The organism is Pseudomonas sp. WS 5146, assembly GCF_012985495.1.
Taxonomy (GTDB): domain Bacteria; phylum Pseudomonadota; class Gammaproteobacteria; order Pseudomonadales; family Pseudomonadaceae; genus Aquipseudomonas; species Aquipseudomonas edaphica.
Window position 1 is genome coordinate 285506 of the sequence record NZ_JAAQWL010000001.1, and the last position, 20917, is coordinate 306422.

19 protein-coding genes are annotated in these 20917 nt (G+C 60.5%); 8 read left to right on the forward strand and 11 right to left on the reverse strand.

The window, feature by feature from the left end; genetic code table 11:
- Positions 1 to 59: 59 nt before the first annotated feature.
- Complete coding sequence (locus HBO41_RS01245) at positions 60 to 2249, forward strand: patatin-like phospholipase family protein (RefSeq protein ID WP_099548865.1); 2190 nt, start codon at positions 60 to 62, stop codon at positions 2247 to 2249.
- Positions 2250 to 2399: 150 nt separating this feature from the next.
- Here HBO41_RS01245 and HBO41_RS01250 read toward each other — a convergent pair whose 3' ends face one another.
- Together HBO41_RS01250 and recQ are read right to left on the reverse strand one after the other, a co-directional pair.
- Positions 2400 to 2834: a MarR family transcriptional regulator gene (locus HBO41_RS01250; protein ID WP_017134911.1), complete on the reverse strand. Its 435-nt coding sequence runs from the start codon at positions 2832 to 2834 to the stop codon at positions 2400 to 2402.
- A 121-nt stretch (positions 2835 to 2955) separates the two neighbouring features.
- Positions 2956 to 5085 (reverse strand): DNA helicase RecQ, encoded by a 2130-nt coding sequence (recQ, locus tag HBO41_RS01255; RefSeq protein WP_017134910.1) that lies wholly within the window; start codon positions 5083 to 5085, stop codon positions 2956 to 2958.
- A gap of 276 nt (positions 5086 to 5361) precedes the next feature.
- Between recQ and HBO41_RS01260 the strand changes: the two genes are divergently transcribed.
- The 3 genes from HBO41_RS01260 (at position 5362) to HBO41_RS01270 (ending at position 9943) form a co-directional block, all read left to right on the forward strand.
- Positions 5362 to 5949, forward strand: a complete 588-nt coding sequence (locus HBO41_RS01260; RefSeq protein WP_017134909.1) for a YecA family protein — start codon at positions 5362 to 5364, stop codon at positions 5947 to 5949.
- 11 nt (positions 5950 to 5960) lie between these two features.
- On the forward strand, positions 5961 to 6353 hold the full coding sequence (locus tag HBO41_RS01265; protein WP_169984834.1) for a YbaN family protein: 393 nt from the start codon (positions 5961 to 5963) through the stop codon (positions 6351 to 6353).
- 119 nt (positions 6354 to 6472) lie between these two features.
- Positions 6473 to 9943, forward strand: a complete 3471-nt coding sequence (locus tag HBO41_RS01270; RefSeq protein WP_017134907.1) for a PAS domain-containing hybrid sensor histidine kinase/response regulator — start codon at positions 6473 to 6475, stop codon at positions 9941 to 9943.
- 35 nt (positions 9944 to 9978) lie between these two features.
- Here HBO41_RS01270 and rmuC read toward each other — a convergent pair whose 3' ends face one another.
- Both rmuC and HBO41_RS01280 read right to left on the reverse strand, forming a co-directional pair.
- Positions 9979 to 11343: a DNA recombination protein RmuC gene (rmuC, locus tag HBO41_RS01275; RefSeq protein WP_163005473.1), complete on the reverse strand. Its 1365-nt coding sequence runs from the start codon at positions 11341 to 11343 to the stop codon at positions 9979 to 9981.
- Positions 11344 to 11518: 175 nt separating this feature from the next.
- Positions 11519 to 11842 carry a hypothetical protein gene (locus tag HBO41_RS01280; RefSeq protein WP_099548863.1) on the reverse strand — a complete coding sequence of 108 codons (324 nt, stop codon included), beginning with the start codon at positions 11840 to 11842 and terminating at the stop codon, positions 11519 to 11521.
- A gap of 473 nt (positions 11843 to 12315) precedes the next feature.
- Between HBO41_RS01280 and HBO41_RS01285 the strand changes: the two genes are divergently transcribed.
- From HBO41_RS01285 to HBO41_RS01300, 4 genes are all read left to right on the forward strand, one after another.
- Positions 12316 to 12621 (forward strand): hypothetical protein, encoded by a 306-nt coding sequence (locus HBO41_RS01285; RefSeq protein WP_099548862.1) that lies wholly within the window; start codon positions 12316 to 12318, stop codon positions 12619 to 12621.
- A 440-nt stretch (positions 12622 to 13061) separates the two neighbouring features.
- Entirely contained in the window at positions 13062 to 13286 is a 225-nt protein-coding gene (locus tag HBO41_RS01290; RefSeq protein ID WP_005790139.1) for a hypothetical protein, read from the forward strand.
- A gap of 276 nt (positions 13287 to 13562) precedes the next feature.
- On the forward strand, positions 13563 to 14045 hold the full coding sequence (locus HBO41_RS01295) for a hypothetical protein (RefSeq protein WP_169984836.1): 483 nt from the start codon (positions 13563 to 13565) through the stop codon (positions 14043 to 14045).
- Positions 14046 to 14191: 146 nt separating this feature from the next.
- Positions 14192 to 15466, forward strand: coding sequence for an OmpP1/FadL family transporter (locus HBO41_RS01300; protein WP_017134902.1), 1275 nt, complete (start codon positions 14192 to 14194; stop codon positions 15464 to 15466).
- 88 nt (positions 15467 to 15554) lie between these two features.
- On the opposite strand, the gene HBO41_RS01305 is transcribed toward HBO41_RS01300, so the two are convergent.
- The 7 genes from HBO41_RS01305 to cobU form a co-directional block, all read right to left on the reverse strand.
- On the reverse strand, positions 15555 to 16103 hold the full coding sequence (locus HBO41_RS01305) for a glutathione peroxidase (protein WP_017134901.1): 549 nt from the start codon (positions 16101 to 16103) through the stop codon (positions 15555 to 15557).
- Between the two features lie 149 nt (positions 16104 to 16252).
- Positions 16253 to 17452 (reverse strand): MFS transporter, encoded by a 1200-nt coding sequence (locus tag HBO41_RS01310; RefSeq protein WP_169985254.1) that lies wholly within the window; start codon positions 17450 to 17452, stop codon positions 16253 to 16255.
- 64 nt (positions 17453 to 17516) lie between these two features.
- Entirely contained in the window at positions 17517 to 17921 is a 405-nt protein-coding gene (locus HBO41_RS01315) for a MarR family winged helix-turn-helix transcriptional regulator (protein WP_017134898.1), read from the reverse strand.
- A 42-nt stretch (positions 17922 to 17963) separates the two neighbouring features.
- Entirely contained in the window at positions 17964 to 18692 is a 729-nt protein-coding gene (locus HBO41_RS01320) for an adenosylcobinamide-GDP ribazoletransferase (protein ID WP_169984838.1), read from the reverse strand.
- Between the two features lie 2 nt (positions 18693 to 18694).
- Positions 18695 to 19270 (reverse strand): alpha-ribazole phosphatase family protein, encoded by a 576-nt coding sequence (cobC, locus tag HBO41_RS01325; RefSeq protein ID WP_169984840.1) that lies wholly within the window; start codon positions 19268 to 19270, stop codon positions 18695 to 18697.
- Positions 19267 to 20322, reverse strand: coding sequence for a nicotinate-nucleotide--dimethylbenzimidazole phosphoribosyltransferase (gene cobT, locus HBO41_RS01330; protein ID WP_017134895.1), 1056 nt, complete (start codon positions 20320 to 20322; stop codon positions 19267 to 19269). The genes cobC and cobT overlap by 4 nt, the downstream gene beginning before the upstream one ends.
- Positions 20319 to 20840 carry a bifunctional adenosylcobinamide kinase/adenosylcobinamide-phosphate guanylyltransferase gene (gene cobU, locus HBO41_RS01335; protein WP_099548861.1) on the reverse strand — a complete coding sequence of 174 codons (522 nt, stop codon included), beginning with the start codon at positions 20838 to 20840 and terminating at the stop codon, positions 20319 to 20321. Before cobU ends, cobT begins: the two co-directional genes overlap by 4 nt.
- Between the last annotated feature and the right edge of the window lie 77 nt (positions 20841 to 20917).

Below are 20917 nucleotides of genomic sequence, written 5' to 3' on the forward strand. Positions count from 1 at the left end.
GGCACGGACGATCGAGTGACTATAATACCGGCCTTTATCGCCCAGCCTCGAGATTCATGATGCGCCGCCTGTTGTCCTGCCTGTTTCTGTGCCTGCTTCCCCTGATCGCTGATGCCGTCGAAAGCCCACGCCCCAAGATCGGCCTGGTGCTGTCCGGCGGTGCCGCCCGTGGCCTTGCGCATATTGGCGTGCTCAAGGCCCTGGAGGAGCAAGGTATCCATATCGATGCTATCGCCGGCACCAGCATGGGCGCGGTGATTGGCGGCCTGTACGCCTCGGGCTACAAGATCGATGAACTGGAAAAGCTCGCGCTCAATATCGACTGGCAGCAGGCATTGTCCGACGCCCCGCCGCGCGAAGATGTGCCGTTTCGGCGCAAACAGGATGACCGCGATTTCCTCGTCAAACAAAAACTCAGCTTTCGCGATGACGGCAGCCTTGGCCTGCCGCTCGGCGTGATCCAGGGCCAGAACCTGGCGCTGCTGCTGGAAAGCATGTTCGCCCACTCCAGCAATACGCGTAACTTCGACAAGCTGCCAATCCCGTTCCGCGCTGTGGCCACCGACATCACCACCGGCGAAAAAGTGGTGTTCAGCAAGGGTCACTTGCCCCAGGTGATCCGTGCGAGCATGTCGATCCCGGCAGTGTTCGCTCCGGTGGAACTGGACGGACGGCTGTTGGTGGACGGCGGCATGACCGACAACATCCCACTGGATGTGGCGCGCGAAATGGGCGTCGACATCGCTATCGTCGTGGACATCGGCACGCCGCTGCGTTCACGCAAGCAACTGGCGACGGTCGTGGATGTGCTCAACCAGTCCATCACCCTGATGACCCGGCGCAACTCAGAAGAACAACTCAAGGCCCTGCATCCCAAGGATGTGCTGATCCAGCCACCGCTGGCCGCCTACGGCGTGACGGACTTCGGCCGCGCCAAGGACATGATCGACGCCGGCTACCGCGCCACCCGCGCCCTCGACGTGCGCCTGGCGCATTTGCGCCCCGCCGAACCGATCGACCCGCAATTGGTTGAGGCCCGCACCCCGGGCGAACGCACGCCGGTGATCACCGCCATCAAGGTGGAGAACGACTCGAAAGTCAGTGACGACGTAATTCGCTACTACATCCGCCAAACCCTGGGCGAGCCGCTGAACCTGGGCCGCCTGCAAACCGACATGGGCACGTTGTACGGCCTGGATTACTTCGAGCAGGTGCAATACCGCGTGGTGAAAAAGGGCCAGGACAATACCCTGGTCATCAGCGCGCGCGGCAAACGCAGCGGCACCGACTATTTGCGCCTGGGCCTGAACCTGTCGGATGACATGCGCGGCGCCAGCGCTTACAACCTCGGCGCCAGTTACCGCATGAACGGCATCAACCGCCTTGGCGCCGAATGGCTGACGCGCGTGCAGATTGGTGATCGCCAAGAGCTGTACAGCGAGTTCTACCAGCCACTGGATGTGGGCTCGCGCTATTTCGTCGCGCCTTATATCAGTGCCCAGGCGCAGAACGTCGACCTGGTGCTGGACAGCGACCCTATCGCCGAATATCGCCTGGAGCGCTACGGTTTTGGTTTGAACGTGGGGCGCCAGATTGGCAATAGCGGCGAGATCCGCTTCGGCGTCGGTGAAGCCTGGGGCAAGGCAGATGTGCGTGTTGGCGAGCGCGACTTGCCGAGTGTGAGCTTCAATGAGGGTTTCTATGAGCTCAAGTACTCGTTCGATTCGCTGGATAACGTGTACTTCCCCCATACCGGCGAAGACATCGGCCTGGCCTTCCGAGAGTTCGAGCCCGGCCTGGGTTCGGACCAGCGCTACCGACAGTGGGAGTTCAAGCTGGACAAGGCCATGAGCCACGGCCCGGACACCTTGATACTCGGCGGTCGTTATGGGCGCACGCTGGATAAATCCGACGTGGTGGTTTCCAGCTTTCTGCTCGGCGGTGCGCGGCAATTATCAGGCTTTCGCGAAGACTCAATCTCGGGGCAGAACATCGCCCTGATGCGTGCTGTGTACTACCGCCGCCTGACGCCGCGCTCATACCTGCCGCTGGATTTCCCGCTGTACCTCGGCGCCTCGGTGGAACGCGGCCGGGCGTGGAACAACGATAACCAGTTTGACAGCGGGTACATCAATGCCGCGAGTATTTTCCTCGGTTTTGATACGCCGTTAGGGCCGCTGAATTTCAGCTATGGGTTCAATGATGACAAGCAGCAGGCGGTGTACCTGAACCTGGGGCAGACGTTCTAGCTGGATGCCAGGCTACTGTGGCGAGGGAGCTTGCTCCCGCTGGGGTGCGAAGCGCCCCCAATGCGGTGAATGCGATCATTCAGGTGCAACGAGGTTGATGGCTTTGGGGCTGCTACGCAGCCCAGCGGGAGCAAGCTCCCTCGCCACACCTCAGGACTTTTCCAGGTTCGCCAGAATGTGCCCATGCACGCGCATGCACACGCGCAAATCTTCTTCATCCACGCCCACGAACAACTCATGGCGCAAGGCCGTGGCGATGGTTTCGATCTGATCAATCAACGGACGGGCGGTGTCGCACAACAGAATGCGTTTGGCGCGACGATCCTCCAGCACCGCCTGGCGCTGCACCAGGCCCTGGCCTTCAAGGCTGTCGAGCAGGCGCGCCAGGGTCGGACCTTCTACGCCGACGCTTTGCGCCAGTTCACGCTGGGTGGGCGCATCTACAAAACGGGCCAGGTGCAACAGCACCAGCCAACGCGCCTGGGACAAGCCCAGCCCCGCCAAACGGCGGTCGAGTTCGGCGCGCCAGCCTCGGGACATTTGCGCCAACTGCATGCCAAAGCGGTGTTGTTCGGTTAACGGCATAAAAAACTCATGATTTAGACTGAAAATAGAATGTGGCTAATTATTAGTCAGCTAAGCATGAGCCATGCCAGGAGGCAAGTGGTGCTATGTACTGATTCGTTACATTGTCGTAATTGGCACATTAAATTTCGAATTCAGACTGCAAAGCGGCACGTACGCAATACAAAACCCCCTCAGGAACACGCCCGGTAAACAGCGGTGCGATCTCCGTGACAGGTGGCAATTCGCCTTCTCCGTCGAGGAAGGCATCCTGGATTTCACCGAGCAAATCTTCCGGTAAATCAAGGGCCTGCTCCAACGACAACTGTTGCTTGCCGATGGATTCAGCCAGCAAGGTGTAGACGTTTTTTTCCGAGCATTGCAGCTGGCCGGCGATCTGGATCGGGGTCATGCCGGCACGTGCCAGGCTGATCAGTTCATGGCGGATGTCGGCGACTTCCTTGGGCGCCTCGGCCTGGCCGCCGAGCACCTCGAGGAAGGCCTGGCCGTAGCGTTCCAGCTTGCGCGCACCCACGCCGCTGACCTTGGCCATCTCGGCCATGCTGGTCGGTTGCTCGCGCAACATCTCCAGCAACGTGGAGTCGGGAAAGATGACGTAAGGCGGCACGCTGTGTTCCTGCGCCAGTTTGCGCCGCAGGGTGCGCAAGGCTTCCCACTGTTCGCGTTCTTCGCCACGCACCAATTGGCTGGCCGGGCTGGTGCTGCTGCTTTTTGCGGTGGTTTGCGGCTTAAGGTCGCGGCGCAGCTCCAGGCTCACCTCGCCCTTGAGCAATGGCCGGCAACTGTCGTTCAGGCGCAAGCCGCCGTAGCCTTCGATGTCGATGTCCACCAGGTTGCGCGCGACCATCTGCCGGAACAACGAACGCCATTCGCCTTCGGCGCGCGCCTTGCCGACGCCGTACACCGAGAGTTTTTCGTGGCCGAAGCTGCGCACTTTCTCGTTGTCCTTGCCCAGCAATACGTCCACCAGATGCCCCACGCCGTAGCGCTGGCCGGTACGGTAGATGGCCGACAACGCCTGGCGCGCCGGCTCGGTAGCGTCCCAGGTCTGTACGCCATCGGTGCAATTGTCACAGTGCCCGCATGGCTCGGGCATGTCCTCGTCGAAATACGCCAGCAGCGTCTGTCGGCGGCAGCGGGTCTCTTCGCACAGCGAGAGCATGGCATCGAGCTTGTGTTGTTCCAGGCGTTTGTGGCGCTCGTCGCCTTCGGAGTTCTGCAACATCTGCTTGAGCATCACCACGTCTTGCAGGCCGTAGACCATCCAGGCATCCGCCGGCAGGCCATCACGGCCGGCGCGACCGGTTTCCTGGTAGTAGGCCTCAAGGGACTTTGGCAGGTCCATGTGTGCAACAAAACGCACGTTGGATTTGTCGATGCCCATGCCGAACGCGATGGTGGCCACCATGATCAGGCCTTCCTCGTTGAGGAAGCGCTTCTGATGGGCAGAGCGCGTGTCATTGGGCAGCCCCGCGTGATACGGCAGCGCCGGGTAGCCTTGCTCGCAGAGAAACGCGGCCACTTCATCGACCTTCTTGCGCGACAGGCAATACACGATGCCTGCGTCGCTGCGCCGCTCGGACAGGAACGCCAGCAACTGCTTGCGCGGTTGTTCCTTGGGCACGATGCGGTAAAAAATATTCGGCCGGTCGAAGCTCGACAGAAAGCGCTCGGCGTTCTGCAGATGCAGGCGCTCGACGATTTCTTCGCGGGTGCGTTTGTCGGCGGTAGCAGTCAGGGCGATGCGCGGCACGTCGGGGAACAATTCCGCCAGTTGGCCCAGTTGCAGGTATTCGCGACGGAAATCGTGGCCCCATTGCGACACGCAGTGGGCTTCGTCGATGGCGAACAACGCAATTTCCAGGCTCTGCAGGAAGGCCAGCATGCGCGGCTGCACCAAACGCTCAGGCGCCAGGTAGAGCATCTTCACTTCGCCGCGCTTGATGCGCGCTGCCAGCTCGCGCTGCTGCTCGGCACTCAAGGTGGAGTTCAAGGCGGCGGCGGCGACACCGAGTTCTTCTAGGGTGGCGACCTGATCGTCCATCAACGCGATCAGCGGCGACACCACCACGGCCAAGCCATTGCGCAACAGCGCCGGCACCTGAAAGCACAGCGACTTGCCGCCGCCGGTAGGCATCAGGACCAGGGCATCACCGCCACTGGCCACGCGCTCAATGATCGCACCCTGGCGGCCACGAAAACTGTCGTAGCCGAAGATGTCCTTGAGGACGCGTTGAGCCTGTTCGAGCATGTAAAACTCCAAAATGGTGCCGAAATCCCTCTGTACAGGCTGGCCGAAAAAACACCGCTTCACGGGAAATAATCCGTAAGCGAAGTTTTCGCGGATTGGCGCTTGGCCTGCAGGGGCATCACAAAACGCGGCAGTATACCCGAGCGTTACCTGGCAAAGGGCGCCACTGACGAATAGTCACCCCGCTCCAGAACCCGGCAAATATGCCTTGCAGCTGGCCTGGACGCTCAAGAAAGCCTAGAATTGCGCATCGTTTATTCCCAAGGTAGCCCTTCAATGTCCTTCGCTGAGCAACTAACCCGCCTGCAAGCCTTCCTCGACGCCGATGAGCTGCATGACGAGGCGCTGGACTACGTGGCCGCTCACGGCTACCTGACCGCCCTGTCGATCTGCGCCGACGTCGTGCCCGACCGTGAATGGATCGACGCGCTGTTCGCCGAAGAACCGCACTACGCCGACGCCGCCCAACGCGAAGAAATCGAATCCACCCTGCTGGCCCTCAAGGCCCACATTGGTCGCCAACTGGCTTCCGATGAGGAATTCGAGCTGCCGTGCGAGCTGGACCTGGGCGAGGAGCCGGATGACTCCGACCTGCGCGGCTGGTGCATCGGCTTCATGGAAGGTGTGTTCCTGCGCGAAGCCGCCTGGTTCGAAACTGCCGAGGAAGAAGTCAGCGAAATGCTGCTGCCGATCATGGTCGGTTCGGGCCTGTTCGACGACCAGCCGGAATTCTCCGACATCGCCGCCGATGCCAACCTGATGGACGACATGATCGTACAGATCCCGGAAGCCCTCACCGCCTTGTACCTGCTGTGCAATGCGCCTGACGAAAAACCGGCGATCCTCAAGCCACGTCACCACTGAGTCGGTTGCCCATGACGCCCATGGGCAAGCGCTCACTGCTCCTGCGCTACGTGCTGCTGGCCATCGGCTGGCTGAGCGTAGCGCTGGGAGTGATCGGTATCTTCCTGCCGGTATTGCCGACCACGCCCTTCCTGCTACTCGCAGCCGCCTGCTTCGCCCGAAGCTCCCCGCGCTTCTACCAATGGCTGGTGGAACACCCGCGCCTGGGGCCGTGGATCAAAGACTATCTGGACGGCAATGGCATTCCGCTCAAGGGCAAGGTCTACGCCATCGGCCTGATGTGGCTGAGCATTGGTTTTTCCTGCTACCTGGTGCCGCTGCCTTGGGCACGTGGGTTTATGCTGACCAGTGCAGTGCTGGTGAGCATTTACATCTTGCGTCAGAAAACCCTGCCACCGCGTTGAACACGCGCTGCGACATTCGATCCCACACGACCTTGGTCGACACTGACTAACCCCCAGCATCATGCGAGACTGTCCCACCGGGCTCGGAATGCCCGGGTGTTCTTATGCTCGGAGTTACCATGACGCTGTCCAGCGGGCTGATCGCCGCCGTTGCCCTGGCCTATATGGCCATTATGTTTGCCATCGCCTTTTACGGTGATCGCCGCCACGCGCCGCTACCGCCACGAATACGTGCCTGGGTATACAGCCTGTCGCTGGCCGTTTACTGCACCAGTTGGACCTTCTTCGGCGCCGTAGGCCAGGCCGCCGAGCAGCTGTGGGCGTTTTTACCGATCTACCTGGGACCTGTCCTGCTGCTGGTGCTGGCACCTTGGGTGTTGCAGAAGATGATTCTGATCAGCAAACAGGAAAACATCACCTCCATTGCCGACTTTATCGCCGCACGCTACGGCAAATCCCAATCGTTGGCGGTGGTGGTGGCGCTGATCTGCCTGGTCGGCGTGCTGCCCTATATCGCTCTGCAACTCAAAGGCATCGTGCTGGGCGTGAACCTGTTGATCGGTTCCGGCCCCGACACCACCGGCACCCGCGCCCAGGACACCGCGTTGATCGTGTCGCTGGTATTGGCGCTGTTCACCATTGTGTTCGGTACCCGCAACCTCGATGCCACCGAACACCACCGTGGCATGGTGCTGGCGATCGCGTTTGAATCCCTGGTCAAGCTGTTCGCCTTTCTGGCGGTAGGCGCATTCGTGACCTTCGGCCTATACGATGGTTTTGGCGATCTGTTCAGCCAGGCCATGCTCGCCCCGCGCCTTGAAGAATACTGGACAGAAACCATTAACTGGCCATCGATGGTGGTGCAGACTGGCGTAGCGATGATGGCGATTATCTGCCTGCCCCGGCAGTTTCACGTCACCGTGGTAGAGAACATCGACCCGCAGGATTTACGCCTGGCCAAGTGGGTGTTCCCGGCGTACCTGATCCTCGCCGCGCTGTTCGTCATCCCTATCGCCCTCGGCGGCAAAATGCTCTTGCCCGCCTCGGTATTGCCGGACTCCTACGTGATCAGCCTGCCCATGGCCGAAGCGCACCCGGCCCTTGCCGTGCTGGCGTTTATCGGCGGCGCCTCGGCGGCCACCGGCATGGTGATTGTGGCGAGCATTGCCTTGTCGACCATGGTCTCCAACGACATGTTGCTGCCGTGGCTGTTGCGCCGCTCCAGCGCAGAGCGGCCGTTCGAAGTGTTCCGCCACTGGATGCTGTCGGTGCGCCGCGTCAGCATTGTGATCATCCTGTTGCTGGCCTACGTGAGTTACCGCCTGCTCGGCTCCAGCGCGAGCCTGGCAACCATCGGCCAGATCGCGTTCGCCGCCGTTACCCAACTGGCGCCAGCGATGCTTGGCGCGTTGTATTGGAAGCAGGCCAACCGACGAGGCGTATTTGCCGGCTTGGCGGCTGGCACTTTCTTGTGGTTCTACACCTTGGTCCTGCCGGTGACGGCGAAAAGCCTGGGGTGGTCGTTGAGCCTTTTCCCCGGCCTGACGTGGATGCATTCGCACCCCTTTGGTTTCACCGTCACCTCGTTGACCCTGGGTACTGTGTTTTCTCTTGCGGGCAATTTCACGCTGTTTGTGTGGGTCTCGATGCTGTCACGCACACGGGTATCCGAGCATTGGCAGGCCGGGCGCTTTATCGGCCAGGAAATCAGCCAGCGCGCCAATGCGCGCTCGATGCTGTCGGTGCAAATCAGCGACCTGCTCAGCCTCGCGGCACGTTTTGTCGGCAAGGAACGCGCCGAGCAGAGCTTTATCCGATTTGCCTATCGCCAAGGCAAAGGCTTCAACCCCAACCAGAATGCCGATAACGACTGGATCGCCCACACCGAACGCCTGCTGGCCGGCGTACTCGGCGCCTCTTCGACACGCGCAGTGGTAAAAGCCGCGATTGAAGGCCGGGAGATGCAGCTGGAGGACGTAGTACGCATCGCCGACGAAGCCTCCGAGGTGTTGCAATTCAACCGCGCATTACTGCAAGGCGCGATCGAAAACATCACCCAAGGCATCAGTGTCGTCGACCAGTCCCTCAAGCTGGTGGCCTGGAACCGCCGCTACCTGGAGCTGTTCAACTACCCTGAAGGCCTGATCAGCGTGGGCCGGCCGATTGCCGACATTATTCGCTACAACGCCGAGCGCGGCCTGTGTGGGCCGGGTGAGGCCCAGGTGCACGTCGCGCGCCGCCTGCATTGGATGCGCCAAGGCCGCGCGCACACCTCCGAACGTTTATTCCCGAATGGCCGCGTGATTGAGCTGATCGGCAACCCGATGCCCGGCGGTGGGTTTGTCATGAGCTTTACCGACATCACTGCGTTCCGGGAGGCCGAGCAGGCGCTGACCGAGGCCAACGAAGGCCTTGAGCAACGGGTGACCGAGCGTACCCATGAGCTTTCCCAGCTCAATGTCGCTTTGACCGACGCCAAGGGCGTGGCCGAATCCGCCAGCCAGTCTAAGACCCGCTTCCTTGCGGCTGTCAGCCACGACCTGATGCAACCCTTGAACGCTGCACGCCTGTTCTCCGCAGCCCTTTCCCACCAGCACGACGGCCTGTCTGCCGACGCGCGGCAATTGGTGCAACATTTGGACAGCTCGCTGCGCTCGGCCGAAGACTTGATCAGCGACTTGTTGGATATTTCACGCTTGGAAAACGGCAAGATCAACCCGCAGCGGCAGCCCTTTGTGCTCAACGAGCTGTTCGACACCCTCGGCGCCGAATTCAAGGCGCTGGCTCAGGAGCAGAACCTGCGCTTCCGCCTGCGCGGCAGCCGGTTGCGGATAGACAGTGACATCAAGTTGCTCAGGCGGATTCTGCAGAATTTTCTCACCAACGCGTTCCGCTATGCCGACGGCCCCGTGCTTTTGGGCGTGCGCAGGCGCAAGGACGAATTGTGCCTGGAAGTGTGGGACCGTGGCCCTGGCATCCCGCTGGATAAACAGAAGGTCATCTTTGAAGAGTTCAAGCGCCTGGACAGCCACCAGACCCGCGCCGAGAAGGGTCTGGGCCTGGGTTTGGCAATCGCTGACGGCCTGTGCCGCGTGCTCGGGCATACGTTGAGCGTGCGCTCGTGGCCGGGCAAAGGCAGCGTGTTCAGCGTGCGCGTGCCGCTGGCGCGTAACCAGGCCAGCCCGCAGGCCAAGATCGCGCCAGACAATGGGCTGCCATTAAGCGGCGCGCAGGTGCTGTGTGTGGATAACGAGGAAAGCATCCTGATCGGCATGCGCAGCCTGCTGACGCGCTGGGGCTGCGAAGTGTGGACGGCCACCGACCAGGCGCAGTGCGCGGCACTGCTGGCCGAGGGCGTGCGCCCGCAACTGGCGTTGGTGGATTACCACCTGGACCACGGCGAGACGGGCACGGAGCTGATGGGCTGGCTGCGGGCGCAGTTGGCAGAACCGATTCCCGGGGTGGTGATCAGTGCCGATGGGCGACCGGAGATGGTGGCCGAGGTGCATGCGGCAGGGTTGGATTACTTGGCCAAGCCGGTGAAGCCGGCGGCGTTGCGGGCGCTGTTGAGTCGGCATTTGCCGCTTTAAACAGAGTGTACTCGGCCCCACATTTTGGATTGCATTTACTCAGGCAGATGCGCCACACCGTCTGAATCGGTCATCGCCCGTTCAAGCAAATCCGCTGGCAGACTTTTACTCGCACGCGCACCCAGCAACCGCAATTGCTCGGTACGGCTGACCAGATTCCCACGCCCATCTGTCAGCTTGTTACGCGCCGCGCTGTAAGCCTTATCCAACTGTTGTAGGCGGTTGCCCACTTCATCCAGGTCCTGGATGAACAGCACGAATTTGTCGTACAGCCAGCCGGCCCGTTCGGCAATTTCCCGCGCATTCTGGCTTTGGCGCTCCTGCTTCCACAGGCTGTCGATCACTCGCAGGGTAGCCAGCAAGGTCGTGGGGCTGACAATCACGATATGGCGGTCAAACGCCTCCTGAAACAGGTTCGGCTCGGCCTGCAGGGCGGCGGAAAATGCGGCCTCGATGGGCACGAACAGCAACACGAAATCCAGGCTGTGCAGCCCTTCCAGACGCTTGTAATCCTTGCCGGCCAAGCCTTTGACGTGGTTACGCAGGGACAGCACATGCTGCTTGAGGGCCGCCTGGCCAATCACCTCATCATCTGCCGCGACGTATTGCTGATAGGCCGTGAGGCTGACCTTGGAATCGACCACCACCTGCTTGTCGCCCGGCAACATGATCAGCACGTCCGGCTGGAAGCGCTCGCCGTCCGGCCCTTTGAGGCTCACCTGGGTCTGGTACTCGCGGCCCTTCTCCAGCCCGGCATGTTCCAGTACCCGTTCAAGAATCAGCTCGCCCCAGTTGCCCTGGGTCTTCTGGCCCTTGAGGGCACGGGTCAGGTTGGTGGCTTCGTCTGACAGGCGCAGGTTCAATTGCTGCAGACGCTCAAGCTCTTTAGCCAGGGAAAAACGCTCGCGGGCTTCGTTCTGATAGCTTTCTTCCACACGCTTTTCGAAGGACTGGATGCGTTCCTTCAGTGGGTCAAGCAACTGGCCCAGGCGCTCCTGGCTGGTTTCGGCGAAACGCTGCTCACGCTCATCGAAGATCTTCCCGGCCAGCTCGGCAAACTGCGCGCGCAACTCATCGCGCGAACCTTGCAGGTCGGCGAGGCGTTGTTGATGACTGTCCTGTTGTTCACGCAATTCAGCGCGCAAGGCAGCTGACAGCGCATCGAGGCGGCGCAGCTCGGTTTCCTTGGCGCTGCGGTCGAGGTTCCAGGCATGGGCGGCATCGCGGGCGTTATCGCGGTCGATTTGCAGCAGTTCGACTTCGCGGCGCATGGCGGCCAGGTCGGCCTGTTTCGCGGCATTGGCCTGGCTGAGGTCGCTGATTTCATCGCGGCTGGCGTCCAGTTGCGCGGCCAGCCCTTCCTGGGCCAGTTGCGCGGTTGCCAGGCGCTCTTCGAGCAGCTCCCAACCGGTCATGCGCGCGGTCAGTCGACGTTGAATCTGCCAGCACAGGGCCAATAAAGGCACTGCTGCACCCGCCAGACCCAAGGCAATACTGGTCCAGTCAAAAACCATAGCCATTTCTGCCATCACCGAAAAGGAGCAAGGTTAACCAAGCATGGGGCTCGAGGACAGCTCAGTCTTCGACCTGCCCCAACTCGCGCAGGGCGCGGCGGTCGCCAGCGCGAGCCGCCAGGCGCAGCAGGTCGTGGCCAATGCGGCGGTCGCGGGCGTTGCCGCACTCGCGGCACATCAACTGGCCCAGCCGACTTTGAGCGGCGACCACGCCATCGCGGGCCGGCTGCTTGAGCAAGCGTCCGGCGAAGTGCTTGATGTTGGCGTTATGCCCCAGCCGCGGGCTGTCGAGCAGCCACAAGGCAACCTTCAACGAAAATCGCTTGGGTGTGGTAACAGTTTGAGGGGTATCGGTAACAGAGGGTGATACTGAGCGAAACTTCATAAAGCACTGTGGGACAGATTGGAAGGCGCGCCACTCTACTCTTTTTTTCGCGCAGGTAAAGCTGGATAAATCCTACACGCCCGTTCTAGAGCAAGCGCTCGGGACAATCCACAGAAGCTGTGGATAACTCAGTGGACAACCCACCTTGAACCCGCTCAAAGCCCCATGAAACGGGGGCCGCAGTCAAACTGACGATTTTTTCACCAATAAAAAAAAGCGATGTTTTTCATTGACTTAAATTTTCGTTGCAGGCAAACGACGGCACTTGCGGGCAGTTGACAGAGTGGTTACACACCGCGCAACGAATGTGCACAAGTACCCATCCACTGGTTATATCGCCGACACCTTTTGCTTCAATCTGTCCGAAAATGTTACCGCCACAGAGCAACCAGCCTGCAAAACAGAGCACTTTTCAAAACCGCCCGCGCTCGCCACACTGCTGCACCAACGATGTCACTCTCCTGTAGGCGCAGATGAAAGGAATCCTGTTGTTCGCCGTGTTGCTGCTCGCCATCTGCGCGACATCATTGGGAATCAATGCAGCTTTGCCCTCGCCTGACGGGGCGTTGTTTGCCATCGCCATCCTGTTATCAGCGGCCTTTACTGCGGTAAGCCTGTGCATCGAGCTGGGTGAAGGCCGGATCAATGACATGCGCGACGTGATGAAGGTGATCGAAACCGGCCGCTCCTGGCGCCTGACCCTCGCGGCCTACGTGCTGGGCTGCTCGCTGGCGGCCGCCGTAACAGTGCTGGTCTATCGTGGCTTTCTAGGCAGCTGATAAAAGTTTTTTGCTCAGCCGCTTCCCTTCCCGGTTTCGATCCGTTACTATCCGCGGCGTTAGTACCAAGCTGAAAGTCAATTCTGGTCGAACAACTCCCCTGAACAACACGGGACCGACCACCTCGATGGTTTCCAGGTATCACTTGCGACGACACTGCCTTTGAACATGCAAAGGGTGCCGCGAAGTCTCAATACTCTGACCGAACCAACCTGCAAATTGATCAGGATCTTCACCCCGGGCCCAGAACCTTTGCCCCTGTTGTGCTGCCTGCCCTCCTAAGTACCTACCTGCCAGCCCAAGCGCGCCAACTTAATAGCGCTTCAAACTGGCTGCTTTGTTCCAGTCGGTTCTTCGTTTGATCAATGGTGATCAACGTTACTGGAACGTTTTAACGCTGCACGGTTCTTATCCGTGTCATTTGTAGGAACACCAATAATATGAACGCTCAAATCCACACTCAGGATGCCATTCGCACCCTCACCAACGCTTTTGCACCAATGAACTGCCTGATCATGGCCGCTCGCAAAGGCTGCTTCAGCTTCACCCTGGTCAACGAACACGGCATCGCTCGTCACAGCGAACGCCTGTACCCCGATCAATACTCCAGCGCAGAGCCGCTGCAGGCCGTGATCGAGCGTACCCGTCAGGCACTGACTGCCTGATCGACCCGAGTCGCTGAAACACAAAAACCCTGTTTAAAAAGCAGGGTTTTTTATTGCCTGAAATTCGGCATTGAAACATTTTCGCTAAGTTCAAATAGATATAAACGTTATAACTAAATGAAGAAGATGTTTTAAAAACAGTCCTTTACATCATAAATATGACACTACACTTCAACTCAAGCGGCTTGATCCGCTTGCGACGGGCCTGAGATCCGATTCACAGCTGCCAAGCCCCCTCTCAGGCACCGTCGACCACTTTCATGGACCGAGGCTTGTATGGGTATCGCCGCCAGCGAATTGTGTCGTTATGTGATCCGGCCGACGTTGATTTACCTCGGCCGCCATGATGCGACAGCCGAAGCCCTGCTGCTGGGCATTGCTGCCAGCCAGTCGGAACTCGGCTCGGCCCTGCACGACCGGCGTGGCCACGGCCTATACAGCATCACCGAACCGCGCCACCGCGCCCTTTGGGACCATTACCTGGCGCGCGACCCCGAGCGCGCCAGCCTGGTACGCGGCCTGGCCAGTCAGCACGCATTCCTCAGTGCGCCCCAGCTTGAGTTAACCGTCAATCTGCGTTACGCCACCGCCATCGCATGGCTGCTGGTGGAGCAGCACAGCCCTGCCCTGCCGCAGCCGGGCGATGTACTGGCAATGGCACGTATCTGGAAAGAAATTTTTCACCCACAAGGTCGGCTGCGGGACTTCACCCAAGCCTGGCAGACCTGTGTTTCACCCATGAATCAGGTCACTTGTTGACCAGGCGTTTTGCAAGATTCGGCTAAAAACCCCGATTTTGGTCGGATTGTCCTACAAAACCGCTCTATCTCCTGCATTACAGCCTATAGCGCTAACCTAAATTTATTGTTACTTTCCGCAGCGGTGATCACCACGGAGTTCTAATAATGAAAAAAGTAATGCTCAAGACCACACTTAGCCTCGCCGTTGCCATGGCCTCCACCCAACTGTTCGCGAGCGGCTTTGCCCTCAACGAGCAAAGCATCAGTGGGATGGGTACAGGTTTCGCCGGGCGCTCTTCATCTGCCGATGATGCAAGCACTGTCGCTGGCAACCCTGCCGGCATGTCACGCCTCAAGCGCGATCAAATCACTGCCGGTGTCGCAGCTATCGACGCCAAGACCGATATCAAAAACACCAGCGGTGGCCCACCCGGCAGCAGCAACGACGGTGACATGGTTCCTTTTACCAAAGTCCCGATGTTGTTTGCCGTGAAAAAAGCGACCGATGACCTGGCGTTCGGCCTGGGCGTGTATGCGCCGTTCGGCCTGATCACCAACTACGAAGACAGCTTCGGCGGCCGTTACTACGGCAAGAAGAGTGACGTTAAAGTCGTCACCCTCCAGCCGACTGTCAGCTACGCCTTCAACGAATACGTGTCCGTGGGTATCGGCCCGACGTTCAACAAGATCAGCGGTAACCTGACCTCGTCGACGCCGCTGGCGCAAACCTTCGGCCGCAATGATGGCCTGGTGGACATCAAGGGCGATGACACCGCATGGGGCTACAAAGTCGGTATCCTGGTGACGCCATGGGCGAGCACCAACATCGGCCTGACGTACACCTCCAAGGTTTCCTACAACCTGTCGGGTCACACCGATATTTCCGGCCGTGGTTTTGGTCCGTTCAACGGCGGGCGTTTTGACGCCAAGTTGAACATCACCACCCCAGAATCCTACGACATGTCCATCACCCACAAGCTGGATGACCAATGGACGTTGTATGCGGGTACCACATGGACCCGTTGGAGCCGCCTGAAAGAAATCACCGTCAACAACTCGGGCGTTTCGCCTGCACTGGGTGGCGCGGCTGGCCCGATCGGTCGCATCAACGAGCCACAGAACTGGCATGACACCTGGGCCTCGGCCATCGGTGCTTCGTTCCAGGTCAACAAACAGTGGGTACTGCGCACCGGCTTCTCGGTTGACCAATCGCCTACCAACAACACCGACCGTTCGGTGCGTATCCCGACTGGCGACCGTAAGGCTGTCAGCTTTGGTGCCGGCTTCAGCCCTACCGAAGACTGGACGATCGACGCTGCCGTCTCCTACCTGTGGGAAGAAGAAGTCAACGTCAACCGTACCGGCAAGGGCAACGCCTACAACGCCGAGTACAAAAACAGCGCTTGGGGTTACGGCCTGGGTGCGACTTACAAGTTCTGATTCACTGCGAGCCTGACCGGCTCGCCAGCTGAATCTAAAAAAGCCCCGCTCTCCTGCACAGGAGGCGGGGCTTTTTAATCGCCGACGATCAGGGTTTGGAAGCCAAGGCTTCTTCCACTGCCTTGATCAAGTCCGGGCTGTCCGGCTTGGTCAAACTGGAGAAGTTGGCAATTACCTTGCCTTGGCGGTCGACCACGTACTTGTAGAAATTCCATTTCGGCGCGCTGGTCTGCTGCGCCAGCACCTTGAACAGGTGTACCGCGTCCGGTCCTTTGACTTTTTGCGGTTCGGTCATGGTGAAGGTCACGCCGTAATTCACGTAACAGACCTTGGCGGTCTCTTCACCGGTCTTGGCTTCCTGCTTGAAGTCATCGGACGGCACGCCAATCACTTCCAGCCCCTGGCCCTTGTAGCGCTGGTACAAGGCTTCGAGGCCTTTGAACTGTGGTGCGAACCCGCAGAAGCTGGCGGTGTTGACGATAACCAGGGGTTTGCCGGCAAAGCGCTGGCACAAATCGATGGATTCCTTGGCGCGCAGCTTGGGCAATTGGCCCTCAAGCAACGGTGGGCAATCAGCGGCCATGGCAACACTGCCAATGGCCATCAGGACGGGTACTGCAAGCCAGCGCATCTGCATGTCGTGAGTCCTTAACATTTCCAGACCACGAACTTAACAGATCGACATACCCAGTTGCATCAACGCCAGCCCACCACGCTGCCAGCCCCACCAGGCCAGCAGCATCAGCACGACCAGCGCCGCTACCGTCAAACACCGTGCCGTCACACTCATGCCGCCTCCATCTGCGCCTGCAAGCGCGCCACCGGCCGCTCGCGCACCGGCCAGTTCAGCGCGGCGGCGAGCACGCTCAGCAGAATCGCCACCTGCCAGATCAAATCGTAGTTGCCGGTTCGATCATAGACCACCCCGCCCAACCAGCCGCCGAGGAACGACCCGATTTGGTGGAACAGGAACACGATCCCACCGAGCATCGAGAGGTTTCGCACACCAAACAAGGTTGCGACGGTGCCATTAGTCAGCGGCACCGTAGACAGCCACAAAAAGCCCATGGCCATGCCAAACAGGTAGGCAGTGATTTCGGTGACCGGCGCCCACAGGAACAACACAATGACGACCGCACGCAGCAGGTACAGGCCGGTGAGCAAGCGCGGCTTGGACATGCGCCCACCGAGCCAGCCGGCGGTGTAGGTGCCGAATACATTAAACAGACCGATCAAGGCCAGCACCGTGGTGCCCACCGTGGCCGGCAAATGCTGATCGACCAAGTAGGCCGGCAGGTGCACGCCGATAAACACCACCTGGAAACCGCACACAAAAAAGCCGAATGCCAGCAACCAGAAGCCGGAATGGGAACAGGCTTCCTTCAAGGCTTCACGCAAGGTTTGCTGGCCAGTCACCACCGGCAGCGGCTTGTCCTTGAGCATCGCCACCAGCGGCAGAATCAGCGCCACCATCAGCCCCAGCGCCAACAAGGCGGCCGACCAGCCCAGCCAGCCGATCAAGCCCAATGTGCCAGGCACCATGGCGAACTGACCAAAAGAGCCTGCGGCGCTGGCGATGCCCATGGCCATGCTGCGTTTTTCCGGCGGTACGGTGCGGCCCACCACGCCGAGAATCACCGAAAACGAGGTGCCCGACAGGCCGATACCAATCAGCAAGCCGGCACTTAGTGACAATGACCACGCCGAATCGGACATGCCCATCAACACCAGGCCCACGGCGTACAGTACGCCGCCGACGAACACCGTTTTGGTCGCGCCGAAACGGTCGGCCAGGGCGCCGGTGAACGGCTGCGCAAGGCCCCAAATCAGATTCTGCAGCGCGATGGCGAAGGCAAACGTCTCGCGCCCCCAGCCAAATTCGTTGCTCATCGGCGCCAGGAACAGGCCGAAACCGTGCCGCACGCCCAAGGACAACGCCAGGATCAGCGCACTCCCCACAAGGATCCAACCACTGGTGCGCCACATCGAGGTCATGTTCTTATTCTCCGCTCGCGGGTATATACCCGCTTGTAATCGAACAAACCCGCGCTCAGGCGAGTTCATCCAGCAAGGCCAGCAAGGTTTCGCGCTTTTCGGCGCCTAACTGATCAATCAATTTTTGCTGCGCCGCTTCCCACGCCGGCAACGCCGCAGCCAGCCGTTCTTCGCCGGCTTGCGTCAACAGCACCAGGCGGTTGCGCAAGTCATCACCCTCGACCAACTGCACCAGGCCTTCGCCTTCCAGCACCCGCAAGTTGCGCCCCAAGGTGCTGCGATCCAGGCCCATGGCGTCGGCTAGGCTGGAAATGCTCGGTTGGTCGAGACGCTGCAAGTTGCACAGCAAAGAATACTGGGCGACGTTGATCCCGAAGCCGTCGAGAGCGCCGTCGTAATGCCTGCTGACGCCACGGGCGGCACGTCGCAGGTTGGTGCATAAACATTGGGAGGCAAGCATGGAACGTGTATATACCCGCGATTAAGGAAATGCAAGAAAGTGTTACAGAGCCAAACCGATCAACACCGCGACTTCCAGCAACTCCAGGAGTGCGCCAGCTGTGTCGCCGGTGGTGCCACCCAGCCGGTTGACCATCAATTGGCGCAGGCCGATAAAACACAGCGCCGTCAGCAGAACAGCCATGCCGCCGCTGAAACCGCCGATCAGGATGCAGGCCAGGCCACTGAGGATCAGCACCTGTTGGCCGACAACCCGCGGTAAATGGTCCGACAGCGCCTGACCCAAACCGCCTGCACGCACATAGCGCGTGGTAAGGAACAGCGCCAGCATCGACGCCCGCCCGATCAACGGCGCCAGGATCAATGCCGCGTCATTACGTTGCTCGATCAACGCCACCAGCGCGGTGAACTTGAGCAACAGCACCAAGCCCAGGGTAACCACCGCAATCGGCCCGCTGCGCGGGTCTTTCATGATGGTCAGGGTGCGCTCGCGGTCGCCAAAACCACCGAGCCAGGCATCGGCGCTGTCCGCCAGGCCGTCCAGGTGCAGGCCACCGCTAAGCAACACCCACGCGGTCAGCAATAAGGCGGCATGCAGCAACAACGGCGCGCCCATCAATACGCTGTTCAGCGCCCATAACAGCACGCCGAACAACAGCCCGACCACGGGATAAAACAGCAGCGAACGCCCCAACTCTTGTGGCTGCGGCATGCCCGGCAAACGAATCGGCAGGCTGCTGAGAAATTGCAGGGCGATCCAGAATGGCAGCATCGTCAGGTTCCTTCTTTCAACACACCATCGTCAGCCACATGCAGGCTGAACAGCCCACCATGGCCGACCTCGACATTCAACAACTGCTCGCGCGGCAAACCTCGCGCTCGCGCCAATAGCAGACGCATCACACCACCGTGGCTGATCAGCAACACGCGCTCACCGGCGTAAGCCTGGTGCAAGCGCGAGACGGCGCTGAGGACACGGTGTGAAAAGTCGCTGACCGGCTCGCCCTCAGGCGGTGTGAAGCTGTAGGGGTCGGCCCAGAACAGGCCGAGCCCTTCGGCGTCGGTTTCCATCAGCGCCGCTGCGCTATGCCCTTCCCAGGCGCCGAAGTGCAATTCCTGCAGGTCTTTTTCCAGGCTCACCGGCACATCGAGGCGTGCGCCCAACTCTTGGGCGAACATCGCGCAACGTTGCAGCGGCGAGCTGACCAGGCGGTCCCAAGGGCCCTGCTCTGCTACGGCGGCGCGCATCTGCGCCCAGCCCTTGTCGGTGAGCGCGTCGTCGAGGCTGCCGCGCAGGCCGCCGCCCAGCTCGGTTTCGCCGTGGCGCAGCAGGTCCAGGTGCAAGGTCATGCCGGGCGGTCTGCCACGGCCGCTTCGGCGAATGTCGCCATTTGCCCGTGCAGCGCACACGCAAGGCGCAGCAACGGCACCGCCAGCGCCGCACCACTGCCCTCGCCCAGGCGCAGGCCGAGTTGCAGCAAGGGTTCGGCGTTGAGGCTTTGCAGTACGTGACGATGGCCCGGCTCGGCGCCACCATGGCCGAATACCAGCCATTCTCGACACGCCGGGTTCAGGCGCGTGGCGACCAGTGCGGCGACGGTGCAGATAAACCCGTCCACCAGCACGACGATGCCTTCTTGTGCGCAGGCCAGGTAGGCACCGACCAGCGCGGCAATTTCAAACCCGCCGAGGTTGAACAGGGTGTGCAATGCGTCATCGCGCTGTCCGGCATGCAGCGCCAGTGCGCGCTCGATAACTGCCACTTTGTGGCTGACGCCCTGGGCGTTCAAACCGGTGCCCGGGCCTGTAAGGTCGCTGACCTTGCAATCGAGCAGCGCACAGGCCAAGGCGCTGGCGGCGGTGGTATTACCGATGCCCATTTCACCGCCGATAAACAGCTGGGCGCCACCGGCCAAAGCGCGCCGAGCGCTATCGCGACCGGCTTGCAGCGCCAGGCAGCCCTGAGCTTCAGTCATGGCTGGGCCGTTGACGAAATTCGCCGTGCCCGCGCCGATGTTCAGGTGACGCACTCCGGGCAGGTTCAGCGAGGGCGTCACCGTACCGAGGTCGACCACTTCCAGCTGCGCATCCAGCTGACGTGCCAACACACTGATGGCTGCGCCGCCAGTGACGAAGTTGTGCAACATTTGCCCGGTCACTTCCTGGGGAAACGCCGACACGCCTTCTGCGACGACGCCATGGTCACCGGCAAAAATGGCGATCCACACCTGGTCCACCAACGGTTTGACCTGGCCTTGCAGGCCGGCCAGTTGCACCGCTACAGCTTCGAGCTGGCCGAGCGAACCGGCCGGTTTAGTCAGCTGTTGTTGGCGCGCCAGCGCTTGTTCGTACGCTGAGGCGTCGACAGCCTTACAAGGGTTGAGCCACCAGGTGTCAGTCATAACGCAGTACCTTTCAAAGTCAGGGGCAGGCCGGCAACCGTCAGGACAACACGCTGACACCGCTCGGCCAAGGCTTGATGCAGCCAACCGGCTTCATCCACATAGCGGCGAGTCAATTCGCCCAGCGGCACGACACCCATTCCGGTCTCGTTGCTGACAAAAATGATTTCACCCGGCAGTGCAGCCAGGGTTTGCAGCAATTGATCGCGCTCCAGCGCCAGGCGCGCCGGGTCTTCGAGCATCAGCAGGTTGGTAAGCCACAGGGTCAGGCAGTCCACCAGCAGGCAGCGATCGGCAGCGGCGTTTTCGCGCAGTACGCGGGCCAGCTCGATGGGTTCTTCAATCAGGCCCCAATGATCGGGACGCCGCGCACGGTGATGCGCGACGCGCGCGCTCATCTCGCCATCCAGCGGCTGGCTGGTGGCGATGTAGATGACGGGCAAGGTGCTGTCGCTGGCAAGTTTTTCGGCCAGGCGGCTTTTGCCGGAGCGGGCACCGCCGAGGATTAATTGATGCATGGGGTGGCACCTTGTTCGGCGGGTGGAGAGGTTGAAGTGTGCCGCGGCAAGTGGGGTGAGTCAGATAGGCATGCAGT